The following is a 15,965-nucleotide window of genomic DNA, read 5'->3' as shown; positions in this document are numbered from 1 at the left end:
TAATTTCAAAGACGCTTGATTTAGCGGGAGCACTAATCGGTTATCTTTACCCTTTTTAAGAAGATGGCCACGACAACGGCTGAGCTCATAACGAGAAAAGCTATGAAAAAAGCGTTGTCTATCGATTGAGAAAACCAATTCGTCATCTTTGTTAACAAACTTTCTAACGTTGGACGTGCAAAGGGAGGCGCTGATGAAATAACCCTATCTTTCGCCATCAAAAGCTGTGGACTTTTCATCCAATGTAAAAATTGTTGTGGCATCACGTAATTGAGAATTTTTGGAAGAGTGTTAATCTTGGTTATGTAATAGGTATCAACAAAAGTTCCAATAACCGCAGCTCCAACCGTTCCGCCTACATTTTCAAAAAATCTTAGAGAGGATAGAGATAGTCCCAAGTATTTTTTGGAAATGACTCCTTGAACGACACTGTAAGGTATGCTAAGTCCCAATCCCATTCCAAGTCCAATTATTATCATGTCTGTTGCAAGAACAGAATAGGAGGATGTTGGCGTTAAATAAGACATTCTGTAAAGTCCGTAAGCCATTAAAGCTATACCCAATATGGTAACGGCTTTGTATTTTCCGGTTTTTGAAAAATACAATCCGCTGATGATACTTGTCAAAATTGCTGATAACATCATCGGAGCAAGTATCACACCCGTGTTTAAGGCCGTTTTTCCTTGAACGGCTTGAACGAAAAGTGGTATGTAAATGAAGGAGCCGTACATCGCGAATTCCATAAGAAAACTCAAAATGTTGAAAACGGAAAAAATTTCATTTTTGAACAGGTTGAAGTCTATAATAGGATACTTTTGACGCCGTTCAATATGATAAAAAACGATGAAAAATATTGATGAAATTAGGAAAAGGGTCAAAGTCTTGCGATCGAACCAGGTATTTTCTATTGAAACGTACGTAAATCCTAACAACATTGTAAATAGCATGATTCCAAGTGTTGAAATTCCTTTATAATCGATTTTGGCATTTTTATCGATATTCGGTGAATATTTTGAAAGAAATAAGATGTTTACGAATATTGCAAGAAGGCCCAGAGGTATGTTCATGAAAAATACCCATCGCCATCCAACGGTATCGGTTAAATAACCACTCATCAGCGGTCCTATGACGCTAGAAGCGGCAAGCACGCTACCAATAAGTCCTTGATATTTTGCGCGCTCCTTTGGTGGAAAGTAATCTCCGATAATTGCCGGTCCTATCGCTATGATAATACCGGCTCCAACGCCTTGAGCCGCGCTCGCACCTATAAGCCAGTATATCGTTTGGGCCATACCGCCAAACCAGGATGCAACGACGAAAACGGATAAACCAGTTATGTACAGGTATTTTCTTCCCAATATGTCAGAGAGCTTTCCAAAAATCGGAATAACCAACCCTACGGAGAGTATAAAAGCATCGAAAACCCACCAATATCGTTCAATATTTGTGGCATAGCGGTTCCAACGCTTGCTCGAGTCATGGAAGGCAAAAAATAAGAAAGCATCACGCAAACCACAGCGCTGTAAGCCTTTTTCTTTGTAGTAGTCTCCATAAAAATCACTTCTTTTGTGATTTTTTAAGTCGAACTGCAAATTCTATTATAACTCCAAAGTTTTGTTTTGTGTTCAAATTGGTTTCTTGATAATATATGTGCAGAATATCTTCAAAGAGAGAGATGAATGAATTTGAAAATAGTATTATCGCCAATGGCTGGTGTAAATGATAAAATTTTCCGTGAACTTTGTATCTCCATGGGTGCTGATATGGCTTTTACTGAAATGATAAGTGTAAACGGATTGACAAGTAATAATTTCAAAAGCTTTGAAATGATTCCCGAAAATGGAGAAAAACATGTTGTTCAACTTTTTGGAAGAGACCCGGAACTTTTTTTAAAAAGTGCTGAAATTGTAAGGAACAAAAACGGTTCAAACTGGATTGACATAAATGCCGGCTGTCCTGTGAAAAAAGTCACCAAACGTGGTTATGGCTCCGCTCTCATGGAAGAGCCAAAGAGAATAAGAAGCATAGTTGAACTCTTGTCAAAGAACGGATTCAAAGTTTCCATAAAGATCCGTCTTGGAAGAGAAAAGAACAAAAATTACCTTGAAGTAGCCAAAGCGGCTTCTGATGGAGGTGCCTTCCTTGTATCTATACATGGAAGAACCGTTGAACAAGGCTATAATGGAAAAGCGAATTGGGAAAGTGCAAAAGTGTTAAAAGAAGCTCTTCAAGGTGTTAAAGTTGGAATTTCTGGTGATATATTCACTTACCTTGACGCCTATCGTGCGATCAATCAAACGAAAGCCGATTTTTTGCTCATCGCGAGAGGCGCTATAGGTAATCCGTGGATATTCAAAAGTGTTCGCGAATATTTTAGATCTCAAAAAGTAATTCACGTTGATCTGAGTGAGAAAAAACGTGTGTTCAACCTTCATTTGGATAAAACAATTAAGGAATACGGAATTCATGGTATAATATTTTTTAGGAAATTTGTTGTTGCTTATCTTAAGGGCCTTCCCAATTCACACGAAACAAAGTTAGAAGCGCTAAAAGAGAGCAGCGTTGAAGGACTTAAAAGAGTTGTTAATGGTTTCTTTGATAAACTCATCTCATGCGAACAAGGAGGCGTTGAACGTGGAAACATTAAAAGTTAGTTCAAAGTCAAATCCAAATTCTGTGGCGGGCGCGATCGCCGGTGCACTTGGAAAAGAGCCAATGGTTGAGTTGCAAGCCATCGGCGCCGGTGCGGTGAACCAAGCGGTGAAAGCGGTAGCAGTTGCGAGACGTTTTTTGAATGAAAGTGGTAAAGACATAGGAATGATTCCAGGTTTTGTCGATATCGAAATAGGTGGGGACAAGAGAACCGGAATATCGATAAAAGTCTTTGTAGTTGGAGAAGAAAAGGAATCATCCGAAGAAGAAAAGTAATAGAGCATGAAGGTTCTTCAAAAAGAAATAAATGAAATTGTAAGATCCTGCGCCGAGGATGAAAACCTTCGGCGCGTTGTTTTAGAAATTCATTCTATGACCAAAGAGGAGAGAAATGAATTCTTTAAGAAAATGGAAGCTTATTTTTCACAACTCTCTTCTTCAGTTGACAGGCAAGCGTACAAATTTTTCAGCATTGTTTTTAAAGATGATTTGAGAAACATCATCGTGGAGAGAATAAATGTAAGGTTAACGAAAGGAAGTTAAAAATATGCCGGATTATCCAAAAGGATTAAGCGTTGGAGGGCAAGCGGTAATAGAAGGCGTTATGATGAAAGGCTTAAAAACAGTTGTTGCTGTGAGAAGGCCAAATGGAGAAATCGTTGTTTCTGACTATGGTGGTATGGAAAGACCAAAAGGATGGAAGGGCTGGCCTTTAATAAGAGGAAATTTTGTGCTTTACGATGCTCTGGTCACAGGCATAAGAGCGTTGAACTTCTCTGCCAATATGTCCGGAAATGAGACAGAACAGTTGACAACGAAAGATATAATTTTCTCACTACTCATAGCCTTGGTTTTTGCCGTTGGATTGTTTTCGGTCTTACCAGTGTTGGTAACATCTATTTTTAAACCTTTAAGGGAAAACGGAATGTTGTTTGCGTTAGTTGAAGGTACCATTAGAACGGTTATTTTATTGGTGTACATATGGATAATTGCGTTTATTCCAGATATTAAAAGGGTTTTTCAATATCACGGGGCTGAACATAAATCCGTTTACACTTACGAAGCGAACGAAGAATTAACCGTTGAAAATGCCAGAAAGTATTCAACTTTACATCCAAGGTGCGGAACGAGTTTTTTGATGATAACCATGGTCGCCGCAATAATCGTTTTCAGCATTGTCGCCGCATTTGGCCCTATGAACATTTGGTGGAAAATGTTCTGGAGAGTTGTACTTATTCCAGTGGTGGCAGGATTAGCCTATGAATTCCAACGTTTTACAGCGAAATACCTGAATAACCCGGTGGTAAAAATTCTGGCCCTGCCTGGATTGTGGCTTCAAAAATTAACAACTAAAGAACCAGACGATAGACAATTGGAAGTTGGTTTGGTTTCGCTTAAGGCCGCTTTGAATCTTGAATGGCGGAATAAGCAAAAGGAAAATGGAGAAGAGGATAAAAAAGAAGATTTAACCGAAGTAAAAGAATAAAGAGAACGCGTGAGCGTTCTCTTTATTCTTTATAAATCTTTTCAATCAAGGATAAATTCCACGAAGTTTTGTGGCAGTGGCAACCTTATCAATAGCCACAATATAAGACGCCGTCCTCATATCCGTGTTGTACTCTTCGCGAGCTTTCGCGCTGTCTTTAAACGCATTCTTCATGGCTTTGTCAAGTGCTTTTCTAACGTCTTCCAGATCCCAGAAGTAAGAGTAAAGGCCTTGTACCCATTCAAAGTAAGAAACGGTAACACCACCCGAGTTTGCAAGAAAATCGGGAACGAGATGAATGCCTTTACCTCTCAATATCGCATCGGCTTCTGGTGTCGTCGGACCATTTGCAGCTTCAACGATGAGTTTGGCTTTCACTTTATCGGCGTTATCTTCTCTAATGGTTCTCTCCAGAGCCGCTGGAATGAGCACGTCAACGTCCAATTCAAGTAACTCTTCATTTGTTATCTTTTGTGCGTTAAAGCCTTCCAGAGTTTTGTGGGCTGTGACGTAATCGAAAGCTTCTTTAACGTTTATTCCATCTGGGTTGTAATATCCACCGGTTATATCGCTTATTGCGACCACCTTCGCACCGTATTCTTCACCAAGAATTAAGGCTGTGTAAGAGCCGACGTTGCCGAATCCTTGCACGGCGACCGTCTTTCCTTTTATTTCATCACCAAGGAAGTACTTGCTCGCTTCGTTTGTTATTATGCTAACTCCTCTTCCCGTCGCTTCCGGTCTTCCAAGAGAGCCTCCTAATTCCAAGGGCTTTCCGGTAACTATTCCCAACGTTGAGCGTCCTTCACCCATGGAATAAGTGTCAAGGAACCATGCCATAATCTGGGCGTTGGTGTTGACATCTGGAGCAGGAATATCAGTTTCTGGGCCGATAAATGGAGCTATTTCGGAGAAATACCTTCTTGAAAGTCTTTCCAATTCTCCAGATGACAATTCATTCGGATCAACTTTTACTCCACCTTTCGCTCCGCCGTAGGGAATTCCAGCAACCGCACATTTCCAGGTCATAAGGAAGGAAAGAGTTTTTATCTCGTCTTCATTTACATTGGGATGATATCTAATTCCTCCCTTTGCTGGTCCCCTTGCAACATTGTGTTGATAACGGTATCCGGTGAAAACTTTGATGGAACCGTCATCCATTTTAACTGGGAATTGAACCCTTATTCCTCTTTTGTGAGATGATAACACCTGTCGCATTCCTTCGTCCAACTTCATCAAATCTGCCGCCCTGTTAAACTGGGTTAAGGCATCCTCGAACAAACCTGTGTTTGCCATTGCGCAACCTCCTCGCTTTCATTTGATGCAGACTTTACTGCATTTCACACTTCAAATCGATTTTAACGCTTTTTGAATAAAAAATCTCTAACTTGACAATGACTTTTAAGTAAGAAGGCTTTGCGCTTTTAGCAAAGTTTAACTTTGTCATATTCTGATCGTAAAATATCTCTTTTCTTTCATGTGCTTTATGCAGTTAGAGTAAATGAAGGTGCGAATATCAAAAAAGATTGAAAATATGAACCTCTTTTGTCGACTTGCGTTGTCGCTCTTCCTAATTTTGAGAGGAGAATTGAAAGAGCTGTTTTTCGGATAAGAAAATCTGATCTTTTGTGACGCCAAATGTTGTCAATATTTTTGTGCTTTTTAATCTTCACACCTTTACTCAATTTGAGTTTTTTTGAGTAAAAAATTTCAACAGCACGTTTCAAGAAAGAGAAATAGATTTTTCTTTTAAAATTAACCTTAGTGCGTTTAAAAGTGTAACGTATCTAATACTATGATTTGTCGAATTCTCTATCATTGACAGGTGAGGTGGGGCAAGATGGAAATCACAAAAAAGGTTCGTTTCATAGCAAAGAAAGTAAAAACACCTTTTGTTCTTATGGATCTTGATATTGTGGAAAGTAATTACCGCAGATTGAAAGATGCCATACCAGGTGTGAAAATTTTTTACGCTGTGAAGTCTAATTCCCATGAACGCGTAGTGAATAAGCTGCGTGATTTAGGTTCATCTTTTGACGTTGCTTCAAAAGGAGAAATAAAAAAACTGATTGGTTTGGGTATAGATCCATCTATGATGAGTTTTGGTAACACGATAAAGAAAGAAGAAGACATAAAATTCGCATATGAAAACGGTATTGACCTTTTTGCAGTTGACGCTGAGATGGAAATCGAAAAAATAGCGCGGAATGCCCCACATTCTAAAGTTTATTTCAGATTGGCTATGGGAGAAACGGACAGCGATTGGCCCTTATCGAAGAAGTTTGGCACGAACATAGAACACGTTAAAGACTTGATAATTTACGCTTTTAAACTTGGATTGCAACCAATTGGCGTTTCCTTTCACGTTGGTTCACAATGCTACGATAAATACAGTTGGCAGATTGCTCTTATGAAAGTTGCCGATATCTTTTGGTTTGCCCGCCTGCAGGGCATAAAAATGAACGTTATAAACCTGGGAGGCGGGATGCCAATAAAGTACGTTAGAGACATACCCACCGTTGAGGAAATAGGAGAGGTCATCAACGAAAGTATAGAAGAGTACTTCAATTTCATGGACAGGCCAACACTTTACGTAGAGCCGGGAAGATCTATGGTTGGAGATGCCGGGATTCTGGTTTCTAAAGTGATCTTAAGATCAAAGAAAGATATGACGAACTGGGTTTATCTGGATGCGGGAGTTTTTCATGGACTTATGGAAACGATAGAAGATTTGAGATACAAAGTCGTCGTTGACGGAAAAGAGGGACATCAAAAGAAGATCTTTACCCTTGCTGGGCCAACCTGCGACAGTGTAGACGTCATATACGATGAAGTGGAACTTCCAGAAGATATCTCTTTAAACGATACGGTTTATTTTTTAAATGCCGGTGCTTACACCGTGGATTACGGAACGAATTTTAACGGTATTGAAAAGCCAAAAGAGATCTTCATGGAAGATTTTTCGTTGGAAGAGCAAGAAGAAGAGTTGTTCGCAGCGGAATGATGGGAAAAAAGATTTTCTAAATTAAACATTTTTTAATAAGCGCACGAATTATGATATGATATAATTAAGATTGGTGCAAGTTGAGAGATATTAAATCTTTATAATGCGGAGGTGCTGTAACTATGAAAGCAGTTGTAAATGAAGATTTGTGCATTGGCTGTGGCGTGTGCGAAAGCCTGTGTCCACAGGTTTTTAAACTCGGTGATGATGGAAAGGCTCACGTTATCGCTGACGATTGCAGCGCAGGATGCTGCGAAGACGCAAAGGATTCGTGCCCAGTAGGCGCCATCTCGCTTGAAGAGTGAAATGTGATTCCTAAGGGCGGGATGAATTCCCGCCCTTGAATTAGAAAATCAAAATAAAAATCAAGTAATGATAATTTAAAAGCTTATGTTAGAAAGGAGAGCAACAATGTCCAGAAAATGCGATATATGCGGTAGAAGCGTTTCAACCGGAAACAACGTAAGCCATTCTCACAAGAAAACTAAAAGAACTTTCAAGCCAAATCTTCAACCCGTAAAAGTTGTTGGAGAAGATGGCAAAATCAAACGTTTGATGGTTTGCACAAGATGCCTTAAATCTGGTAAAGTCCAAAGAGCATGAATTGAAAAGCGTGTTTGATTAAAACTAAAAGTGATGAGTATGCGGAGGTAAGAGTTACGGATCCTCCGCAATGTTTTTAAATGTGCTTAACCTTCAAGATATATGGTAATATTTGGAATGTATAAAAACATACACAAAAGAAAGCGGTGTTTCGTTGTGAAATTTGGAGAGCTTTTCAGCGAAGAGTACCTTGAAAAGTTAGGCTTTTCGAAAAAAGAAATGTACGCTCAGAAAATGGTAAGTGATGTTGACGAAAATGACGTTGTCGATATGAAGCTTAAAGTTTTGAGTAAAAGGTTGCAAGAGTCAAAAGATGGGAAAAAATTTTTACTTCTAACTTTAGCGGATAAAAGCGGTGAAATAAGGGCTATAGACTGGTTTAACGCTGCTGAGAATGATTCTAAGGTAAAGGTGAATTCAATAGTAAAAATTCATGGTCACGTCTCTTCTTATATGGATAGGTTACAGATAAATTTGGACAAATCAAGGGATTCCCTACTTGTTTTAAAGGAAGGAGAATACGATCCGGACTTATTCATCATTACCACGAAAAAAGATGTAAATGAGATGTACTCTGATTTCATGGCTTTTGTGGATAGCATAAAGGACGAAACGTTGAGAGAACTTATCAACGTTCCATTCAGTGATGACAAATTCGTTGAAGAATTCATCACCTCTCCAGCTGCCATAGTTGTACATCACGCCTATCGCGGTGGTCTTTTGGAACATACTCTTGGAGTTATGAAACTTTGCGATGCCATTTCTCAACTTTATGAAAATGTGGACAGAGATTTGTTGCTGGTAGGCGCCGCTTTACATGACGTTGGAAAAATAAAAGAATACAAGATGCAGCCTTATGGAATAGAAAGAAGTGACGAAGGAGAGCTTATAGGACATATCGTACTTGGCGTTGAAATGCTAGACGAATGGGCAAAAAAAGTACCCGCCCTTTCAAAGAAGGCGCTTACGCATCTCAATCACATGATACTTTCTCATCACGGTGAACTCGAATGGGGCTCTCCTACCCTTCCAAAAACTCTTGAAGCGATGATACTTCACGAGGCAGATGATTTGGATTCGAAAATAGGACAAATAAATTCTTTAAAGGAAAAAAATTCTAATTCCACTTGGAGCGATTACGATAGATATCTCGGAAGAAAGATAATGCTTAACTGGAATAAATTTGAAGTGTGAACGAAAGGAAGAAAAAAATGGTTGAAAAGCTTGTTATAGTTGAATCTCCATCAAAAGCGAAAACGATTCAGAAGTATCTTGGAAAAGGATTTAAAGTTACTTCTTCACAGGGACACATAAGAGATCTGCCAAAATCAAAATTTGGAATAAAGATAAATGGAAAATTCGTTCCAGAATTTGAAATAATGAGCGGTAAAGAAAAGATCGTAAAAGAGTTAAAAGAAAAAGCAAAAGGTAGAGAAGTGCTTCTTGCGAGCGATAATGATCGCGAAGGCGAAGCGATTGCCTGGCATCTTTCATACATATTGAATCTGGATCCAAAAAAGAAAAATAGAATAGTCTTTAACGAGATAACAGAGCATGTTATAAAAGAAGCGGTAAAAAGTCCGAGAAGTATCGATATGAACATGGTGAATTCTCAACTTACGAGACGGATGTTAGATAGAATAGTGGGCTACAAAGTGAGTCCCGTGTTATGGAAAGTTTTTAAGTACGGTCTTAGCGCTGGAAGAGTGCAGTCTGCGGCTTTGAGGATATTGTGTGAACAGGAAAAGAAGATCCTTAAATTCAATCCTCAAAAGTATTACGAAATACAGGTCGAGATTCTGAAAGAAAAAACAAAGTTGAAATTCTTTGACGGTGAGGATCTATCAAAAAAACCATTTTTAAATCACCAAAATGCTCAAGAAGCGCTCGAGTATATCTCTTCTTCCAGGTTTGAAATTCTAGAGGTTAAGAGTTCAGAAAGCGTGACAAAAGCGCCTCTACCATTCAAAACAAGTACCCTTCAACAGGCGGCTTCTTCTTTGCTTGGTTTTTCAGTTGCAAGAACGATGAAAATAGCTCAAAAATTGTATGAAGGTGTCAATGTGAACGGTGAAAATATGGCACTTATTACCTATATGAGAACGGATTCTTACAGAGTATCAGATGTAGCGCGCGAAAAGGCGGTTGAATTCATAGAAAAAAATTTCGGTAAGGAGTACGTGGCGAAGAAAAAAGTCGTGAAGAAAAGTTCTTTAACTCAAGACGCTCACGAAGCGATTCGGCCAACCTATCCCAACGTGACACCTGAGTCTTTGCATGGAAAGATTTCGCAAGAGGAGTATGCACTCTACTCTTTAATATGGAAAAGGTTTATGGCTTCTCAAATGAAAGATTCCATTTACACAAAAGAAGTGGTTAAGATTGGTGATTCCAAAAAAAGGGCCATCTTCGAGTTGACGTTTAAAAAGAGGATATTTGACGGCTTTGAAAAGGTCATGCCGACAAAAAATGAAAGTACTTCTTTTCCTGATGTTAAAGAAAAACAAGAAGTGGTAGTCGATAAATTGGAGTTGCAAGAATTGGAAACCAAACCACCATCAAGGTACACTGAAGCCTCTCTTGTGAAAAAGATGGAAGCGGTTGGCATTGGTCGCCCAAGCACTTACGCTACTATTATTCAAACTTTGATAACGAGGAAGTACGTTAGCAAGGAAAAAAAGAGTTTAGTGCCCACATTTCTTGGCATGATCGTGAACGATTTTTTGACGAAAGAGTTTCCAAAAATAGTCAATTTGAAGTTCACCGCCTCCATGGAAAAAGCGCTCGATGGAGTGGAAGAAGGAAAGAGTGATTGGCAAGAGATCTTAAAAGAATTCAACGACGATTTTACGAAAAATCTCGAAAGGGTTTTGCAAGAGGTAAAAAATGGCAAGCATAAGCTTTTAATACCGACGGACGTTAAATGTCCGAAATGCGGAGCGAATATGAACTTGAGATATGGTAGATACGGAGCTTATTTGGAGTGTCCAGAGTGTGGTGAAAGGAAAAAGATTCCTTCCTCTTCAGAGATCAAGTTTGATGGAAAAATGGCACACGTTGAAATAAAAGAAGCCGAAGTGTTGAATGAGAAGTGTCCAAAATGTGGTGCGCCTTTGGTTTTGAGGCACGGAAGATATGGGGATTTCATCTCTTGCAGTAGATATCCAGAGTGTGATTACGTGAGATCTGTTAACACTTACGCCAGAGGAAAATGTCCAAAATGTGGTGGTAAGGTTGTAGTGCGTAAGAGCAAAAAAGGAAGAACCTTTTACATTTGCGAAAACAATCCAAAGAGTTGTGATTTTATTAGTTGGTATGAGCCTTCCAATTTTAAATGTCCGGAAGATGGAGAAATTCTTTATTACAAGAAAAAAAGAGACGGGACTGAGGTGCTCTTTTGCCAAAAATGCAAAAAAGAATACGACATTTCGGAATTTTCAAAAGAATAGCACTGGTTGAACTTTCCGCATTCTTGCTGGCAATTTCAATGCCCGGCATGATCTCAAATGTATTCGTGTGGATGGGACTCATTCCCTTTTTCTTCTCAGTAAGAGAAATGAAATGGTGGTCTTCCATACTTTACGGTTGGATGCTTGGTATCACGTTCGTTGGAATATCGCTTTATTGGCTGCTTCCAACCTTAATGATCAATATCTCCGTTTTTAACGGATTTCCATCATACCTCGGGGCGCTAGCTTTCTTCGTTTCGTTGCCAATTGAGGGCTTTTTCTGGGCAATTTTTGGTCTTGCCGCTTTTCTCGTGTCTAAGAGTAAAGCGCCGTGGATTATTAAGGCACTGTCAGTTTCAAGCGCGTACACACTTGTGGAATACATTAGAGGCATCGGAGACATAGGCTTTACCGGTGCCCGTCTTTCTAACGCCTTGTACTCTCAAATTGGAATAATTCAACTCACAAGCTTTTTCGGCACACTTGGCCTGGTTTTTATGGTGGTATTCGCGAACTATTCTTTTTACCATTCTTTGAATAAAAAAAGAGGATGGCTTTTCGTGGTTTTGTCATTCACAACTTTTTTTCTCTACACAACCTTTTTACTTGTTCCACAATCCAGCCATGGAAAGGTTGTTAATGTTGCCGTCGTTCAACCAAATGTTTCAGTTGCACAAAGGTATGAAATGAGTGAAAATGAAATATTAAACGATGTGCTTAATTCCATAAAAAAAGCGCATGGATACGCCGATTTAGTTGTCTTTCCTGAAGGGACATTTGAGTACAATTTAAGTAAAGGAACCCTTTTTTCCTTGGCAAATCTCTTAAAAAAATACAATATGGCGGCGGTGATAGGGTTTCCATTCTTTTCAAACGGAAAGGTGTACAATGCAGTTGCTCTCTTTAATTCCGATGGAATGAAGGACGTGTATTTTAAACATATCTTGGTTCCTTTTACCGAAAAACTTCCTTATCCCAGAATATTTGGTCTCTTCAAATTTTTAAAGCTTTCCAAATTCTTCACTCCCGGAGAGAAATACACGCTCTTTAAGTGGGATGACTTAACCTTTTCAACGCAGATATGTTTTGAAAGTTATTTTGGGAGGCTTTCAAGAAAATTCACAAATGAGGGTGCCAATTTCCTGGTAACCGTTACAAATGATAGTTGGTTTGGTCAAAAGACGGCTTTGGAACAGCATTTCGCACAAAGCGTTTTCAGGGCGGTGGAGAATAGAAAGTGGACCATTCAAGTGGCCGATACAGGTATAACCGGATTTGTAGATGAGTATGGCCGTGTACAGAAAGAACTTCCCATACACAAAAAAGTTGAAAGTGTCTTTTCAATTAAAGCAAATCGTGTTAAAACATTTTACGATAGATTCGGCAATTGGATAAACTGGGTTTCAATTTTGTTTTTACTTTTGAATGTGGTGTATGATATCGAAAAGAAACGTGAGGAGTGATTCAAATGGAATGGTGGAAAGAAGCTGTTTTTTATCAGATATATCCAAGAAGCTTTAAAGATACGAACAACGATGGTATCGGAGATTTAAAAGGGATAACAGAAAAACTCGATTATCTTTCATGGCTCGGCGTGGACGCGATATGGATATCCCCTTTTTTCAAATCCCCTATGGCAGACTTTGGATACGATATAAGTGATTATACGGATGTTGACCCCATATTTGGGAGTATATCTGATTTCGACGAATTGATAGATCAAGCGCACAAAAGAAAATTAAAAGTTATCATAGATCAGGTTTACAATCACACGTCAGTTCAACACCCATGGTTCGTGGAATCGAGAAGTTCAAGGGACAATCCAAAGGCGGATTGGTACATATGGAAAGACGCAAAAGAAAATGGTGAGCCTCCAAACAATTGGGTTTCTCTCTTTTCTGGAACAAAACCTGAAAGCGCATGGGAATGGGATGAAAACAGGAAACAATACTACCTTCATCTTTTTGCAAAAGAGCAGCCCGATTTGAATTGGAGAAATCCAGAGGTTAAGAAAGAAATATTCAAATCCATGAAATTTTGGCTTGATCACGGTGTGGATGGTTTCAGATTTGATGCCGCGGCTCACTATTACAAAGATCCAAAATTTAGAGATGCTTTAACTGGAATTCAAATAAAAGAGAGTCTTTTTAAAAGTGTGAGAGACGTGTATTACTGGGATAGGTTTACGGCGCGCCCGGAGACTTTACTTGCAGTTGAAGAAATAAGGGAATTTTTAGACAGTTACGGCAAAAACAAAAAAGTGAGCGTCGGTGAGATATCCGCCGATATGGGTTTGTGCCTTTACCTTATTTTCACGCTCCCTGATAGGTTTAACATGGCCTTTAACATTGACTTTATGGAAAAGCTTTCAATGGACGCTGAAAGTATAAGAGAACTCGCGGAAAATGTCGATAAGACCTTTGGTGAAAGGGCGTGGCCGAGCTACGTTTTGGGTAATCATGACAATTCGCGAATATTAACGCGCATGACGGAAAATATGGAACTCGGTGAAAGTGAAAAGAAAAAAATTGCGAAGATCTTTGCCACTTTGCTTTTAACTCTGAGGGGCACGCCTTTTATTTACTACGGTGAAGAACTCGGTATGGAAGACACGAGTATTCCTTACGATAAAATAAAAGATCCATGGGGAAAGGCGTTATGGCCAAGAAAGGGAAGAGATGTGTGCAGAACACCAATGCAGTGGGATTCAAGTGAATACGCTGGCTTTTCCGCCGTTGAACCGTGGCTGCCAATTAATGATAACAAATCTCTGGTTAACGTTGAAGACGAAATGAAAGAGGAAAATTCCATTTTGAATTTCTACAGAAGATTGCTAAAGTTCAGAAAGAAAAGCATTGCGCTGAAAAGGGGAAAACTTGATTTTTGGCACGAAAGCCCTGAAGGTGTTTTGTTTTACAGTCGCACTTTCTTCTCTCAAAGAGCTTCTGTGATTTTAAACATGACGAATTCTGAAAAAGATGTTAAAATCAACGAAGAAGGGGTAATTAGCGTGGCGAGTGATAGAGAAGCTGGAAAAAGGATAAAGGGCGAGGTGAAGCTTCAACCGTTTGAATCTTTGGTAATGGAAGTTATGTGATGTGAGGGAGAAAAATGCTGAACTTTGGAGTGCTTGTGAACACTCTAACTGTTATTTTGGGGAGTGTGCTTGGTATTTTCATAGGTTCCAAACTACCGCAAAAATACAAAAACACGCTCTTTTTGTCGATAGGGGCTATAACCGTTTTTCTTGGACTGAAAATGGGGCTTGGTGCTTCCAATTTTTTGATCGTTTTGATAAGTCTGGCAATAGGTGGGCTTCTCGGCGAATGGTGGCAAATAGAGGAACACATCACTTCACTTGCGGATCGATTTTCAAAAAAGAACGAGAGTACCTTCGCCAGTGGTTTCGTTTTTGCGACAGTGCTTTTCACAATAGGACCTATGACCATCCTTGGATGCGTCAACAGCGGTTTAACTGGAAACAACCAGTTGCTTTACGTTAAGTCCACTATGGATGGCATAAGTTCCATAATCCTCGCTTCTGCTTACGGAAAAGGCGTTTTGGCATCAGCTCTGGGAGTTTACCTAATTGAAGGAAGCATTGTTTCCCTCTCGAGTTACCTTCATTTTTTAACCTTGCCGAGCTACATAAACGATTTCACCTCGGTTGGCGGCGCGATTTTGTTGATGATCGCCATAAAGCTTTTCAATTTAAAAGATACAAAAGCCGGAAATTTCCTTCCGGCTCTTGTGGTTGTACCAATTTTAGATTTCGTTAAAACGCTCTTTTAGTTACCGGTGAACGTTTTTTACCTCAGAATTCCCCTGATTATGAATTCTGTGGCTTCGTCTTCAGACATTCCCTTTGCCATGAGGGTATCGAGCTGTTCTGAATTAACACGCCCAATGGAAGCTTCGTGGGTGAGTTCTGAAAGATCATTTGTAACTTTTAAAACTGGAAGCGTTGAAACGTCCACCTTGTCTCCTTTCGTTATTTCGTTACATTCTATGTGTCCCTTTGAATAGGGAGCGTTTCCGAATGCCTCGTTTATTATCCTGGCCCTTGTTCTATCCGTGGCGACAACGGTGGATTTCGCTATTCCATGGGCTCCTTCGCCGTTTAAACCTAAACTTTCCACTATTGAGATCTCATCATCTTCTTTTCCGCGAATTTTGCTGTCAAACTTTGCAACGGCGTTTTTCTTTAAATCCACGTCCATTCTCACTTTTAGGGTCCCAACTCTCGTTTTGGTTAACTCAAAATTATTCTCGTATTTTCCTCCATCTTCCACCACGGCGTGGGTATCGGAAATAAGCGTGATGCCACCAGCTTCAGAGTGAAAATGCTCATCATTATAAGTCATAACGGCGTTCTTTCCTATGTGAACATTTGCGACCATTTTATGGGTCAACTTCGTTGACCACGGAAACGAACAATGCGAAATAAAACTCACTTCCGCGTCATCCTCAATGAAGAAGTCAAAATTAACCCGTTGCTCTCCTTCTTTTCCCAAAAATCCAGTACAAAGGTGAATTGGCTTTTCTATTTTGTTGCCCTTTAAAATTCTTATCTTGGCCCAAACACCCTTTTCTTGTGTTCCAGATTCTATTTCGACACCTTTGACGGTGTTGAGTCCTATTATCTTATCTCCACTTATTATTATGGAAGAGATGCTCTTATCCAAGAGATTAGACGCATCTCCACCGCTTTTTTCATAGGCTTCGGCTATCTTTTCAAATTCCTTTGCGTAATTGGCAGATATTTGCATAC

Annotated in this window: 16 protein-coding genes; 12 read left to right on the top strand and 4 right to left on the bottom strand. The window is 39.5% G+C overall.

Annotated elements, in window-relative coordinates; genetic code table 11:
* Positions 1-32: 32 nt before the first annotated feature.
* Together ACXJIN_RS07485 and ACXJIN_RS07480 are read right to left on the bottom strand one after the other, a co-directional pair.
* Entirely contained in the window at positions 33-1,394 is a 1,362-nt protein-coding gene (locus tag ACXJIN_RS07485) for an MFS transporter (RefSeq protein WP_456400916.1), read from the bottom strand.
* Between the two features lie 2 nt (positions 1,395-1,396).
* Positions 1,397-1,552 (bottom strand): hypothetical protein, encoded by a 156-nt coding sequence (locus ACXJIN_RS07480; protein WP_456400915.1) that lies wholly within the window; start codon positions 1,550-1,552, stop codon positions 1,397-1,399.
* A 127-nt stretch (positions 1,553-1,679) separates the two neighbouring features.
* Between ACXJIN_RS07480 and ACXJIN_RS07475 the strand changes: the two genes are divergently transcribed.
* From ACXJIN_RS07475 to ACXJIN_RS07460, 4 genes are read left to right on the top strand one after another with little or no spacing between them, the layout of a single operon-like run.
* Positions 1,680-2,654 carry a tRNA dihydrouridine synthase gene (locus tag ACXJIN_RS07475; protein WP_456400914.1) on the top strand — a complete coding sequence of 325 codons (975 nt, stop codon included), beginning with the start codon at positions 1,680-1,682 and terminating at the stop codon, positions 2,652-2,654.
* Positions 2,635-2,928 (top strand): stage V sporulation protein S, encoded by a 294-nt coding sequence (locus ACXJIN_RS07470; protein WP_456400913.1) that lies wholly within the window; start codon positions 2,635-2,637, stop codon positions 2,926-2,928. The genes ACXJIN_RS07475 and ACXJIN_RS07470 overlap by 20 nt, the downstream gene beginning before the upstream one ends.
* A gap of 6 nt (positions 2,929-2,934) precedes the next feature.
* A complete protein-coding gene (locus ACXJIN_RS07465) occupies positions 2,935-3,195 on the top strand; it encodes a hypothetical protein (RefSeq protein ID WP_456400912.1) in 261 nt (86 codons plus the stop codon).
* Between the two features lie 4 nt (positions 3,196-3,199).
* Positions 3,200-4,138 (top strand): DUF1385 domain-containing protein, encoded by a 939-nt coding sequence (locus ACXJIN_RS07460; RefSeq protein WP_456400911.1) that lies wholly within the window; start codon positions 3,200-3,202, stop codon positions 4,136-4,138.
* A 45-nt stretch (positions 4,139-4,183) separates the two neighbouring features.
* Here the strand turns inward: ACXJIN_RS07460 and ACXJIN_RS07455 are convergent, their stop codons facing one another.
* Positions 4,184-5,434: a Glu/Leu/Phe/Val family dehydrogenase gene (locus tag ACXJIN_RS07455; protein ID WP_456400910.1), complete on the bottom strand. Its 1,251-nt coding sequence runs from the start codon at positions 5,432-5,434 to the stop codon at positions 4,184-4,186.
* A 544-nt stretch (positions 5,435-5,978) separates the two neighbouring features.
* On the opposite strand from ACXJIN_RS07455, the gene ACXJIN_RS07450 reads away from it, so the two are divergent.
* The 8 genes from ACXJIN_RS07450 to ACXJIN_RS07415 all read left to right on the top strand — a co-directional run bounded on the left by ACXJIN_RS07450 (position 5,979) and on the right by ACXJIN_RS07415 (position 14,986).
* Positions 5,979-7,142, top strand: a complete 1,164-nt coding sequence (locus tag ACXJIN_RS07450; protein ID WP_456400909.1) for a type III PLP-dependent enzyme — start codon at positions 5,979-5,981, stop codon at positions 7,140-7,142.
* Between the two features lie 122 nt (positions 7,143-7,264).
* The gene (locus tag ACXJIN_RS07445; protein WP_456400908.1) at positions 7,265-7,447 is read left to right on the top strand and encodes a ferredoxin; all 183 of its coding nucleotides are present in this window, start codon (positions 7,265-7,267) and stop codon (positions 7,445-7,447) included.
* A 106-nt stretch (positions 7,448-7,553) separates the two neighbouring features.
* Positions 7,554-7,745 (top strand): 50S ribosomal protein L28, encoded by a 192-nt coding sequence (rpmB, locus tag ACXJIN_RS07440; protein WP_456400907.1) that lies wholly within the window; start codon positions 7,554-7,556, stop codon positions 7,743-7,745.
* 156 nt (positions 7,746-7,901) lie between these two features.
* Entirely contained in the window at positions 7,902-8,939 is a 1,038-nt protein-coding gene (locus tag ACXJIN_RS07435; RefSeq protein WP_456400906.1) for a 3'-5' exoribonuclease YhaM family protein, read from the top strand.
* 17 nt (positions 8,940-8,956) lie between these two features.
* Entirely contained in the window at positions 8,957-11,194 is a 2,238-nt protein-coding gene (gene topA, locus ACXJIN_RS07430; RefSeq protein WP_456400905.1) for a type I DNA topoisomerase, read from the top strand.
* A complete protein-coding gene (lnt, locus tag ACXJIN_RS07425) occupies positions 11,152-12,657 on the top strand; it encodes an apolipoprotein N-acyltransferase (RefSeq protein WP_456400965.1) in 1,506 nt (501 codons plus the stop codon). The genes topA and lnt overlap by 43 nt, the downstream gene beginning before the upstream one ends.
* Positions 12,658-12,662: 5 nt before the next feature.
* Positions 12,663-14,291 (top strand): alpha-amylase family glycosyl hydrolase, encoded by a 1,629-nt coding sequence (locus tag ACXJIN_RS07420; protein ID WP_456400904.1) that lies wholly within the window; start codon positions 12,663-12,665, stop codon positions 14,289-14,291.
* 14 nt (positions 14,292-14,305) lie between these two features.
* Positions 14,306-14,986, top strand: coding sequence for a DUF554 domain-containing protein (locus tag ACXJIN_RS07415; protein WP_456400903.1), 681 nt, complete (start codon positions 14,306-14,308; stop codon positions 14,984-14,986).
* A gap of 17 nt (positions 14,987-15,003) precedes the next feature.
* Here ACXJIN_RS07415 and ACXJIN_RS07410 read toward each other — a convergent pair whose 3' ends face one another.
* Entirely contained in the window at positions 15,004-15,963 is a 960-nt protein-coding gene (locus tag ACXJIN_RS07410) for a SufB/SufD family protein (protein WP_456400963.1), read from the bottom strand.
* Positions 15,964-15,965: the final 2 nt, after the last annotated feature.

The organism is Mesoaciditoga sp., from assembly GCF_054006115.1.
Note: the sequence above shows the minus strand (reverse complement) of the source record. Positions and strands in the feature narration are given on the sequence as shown.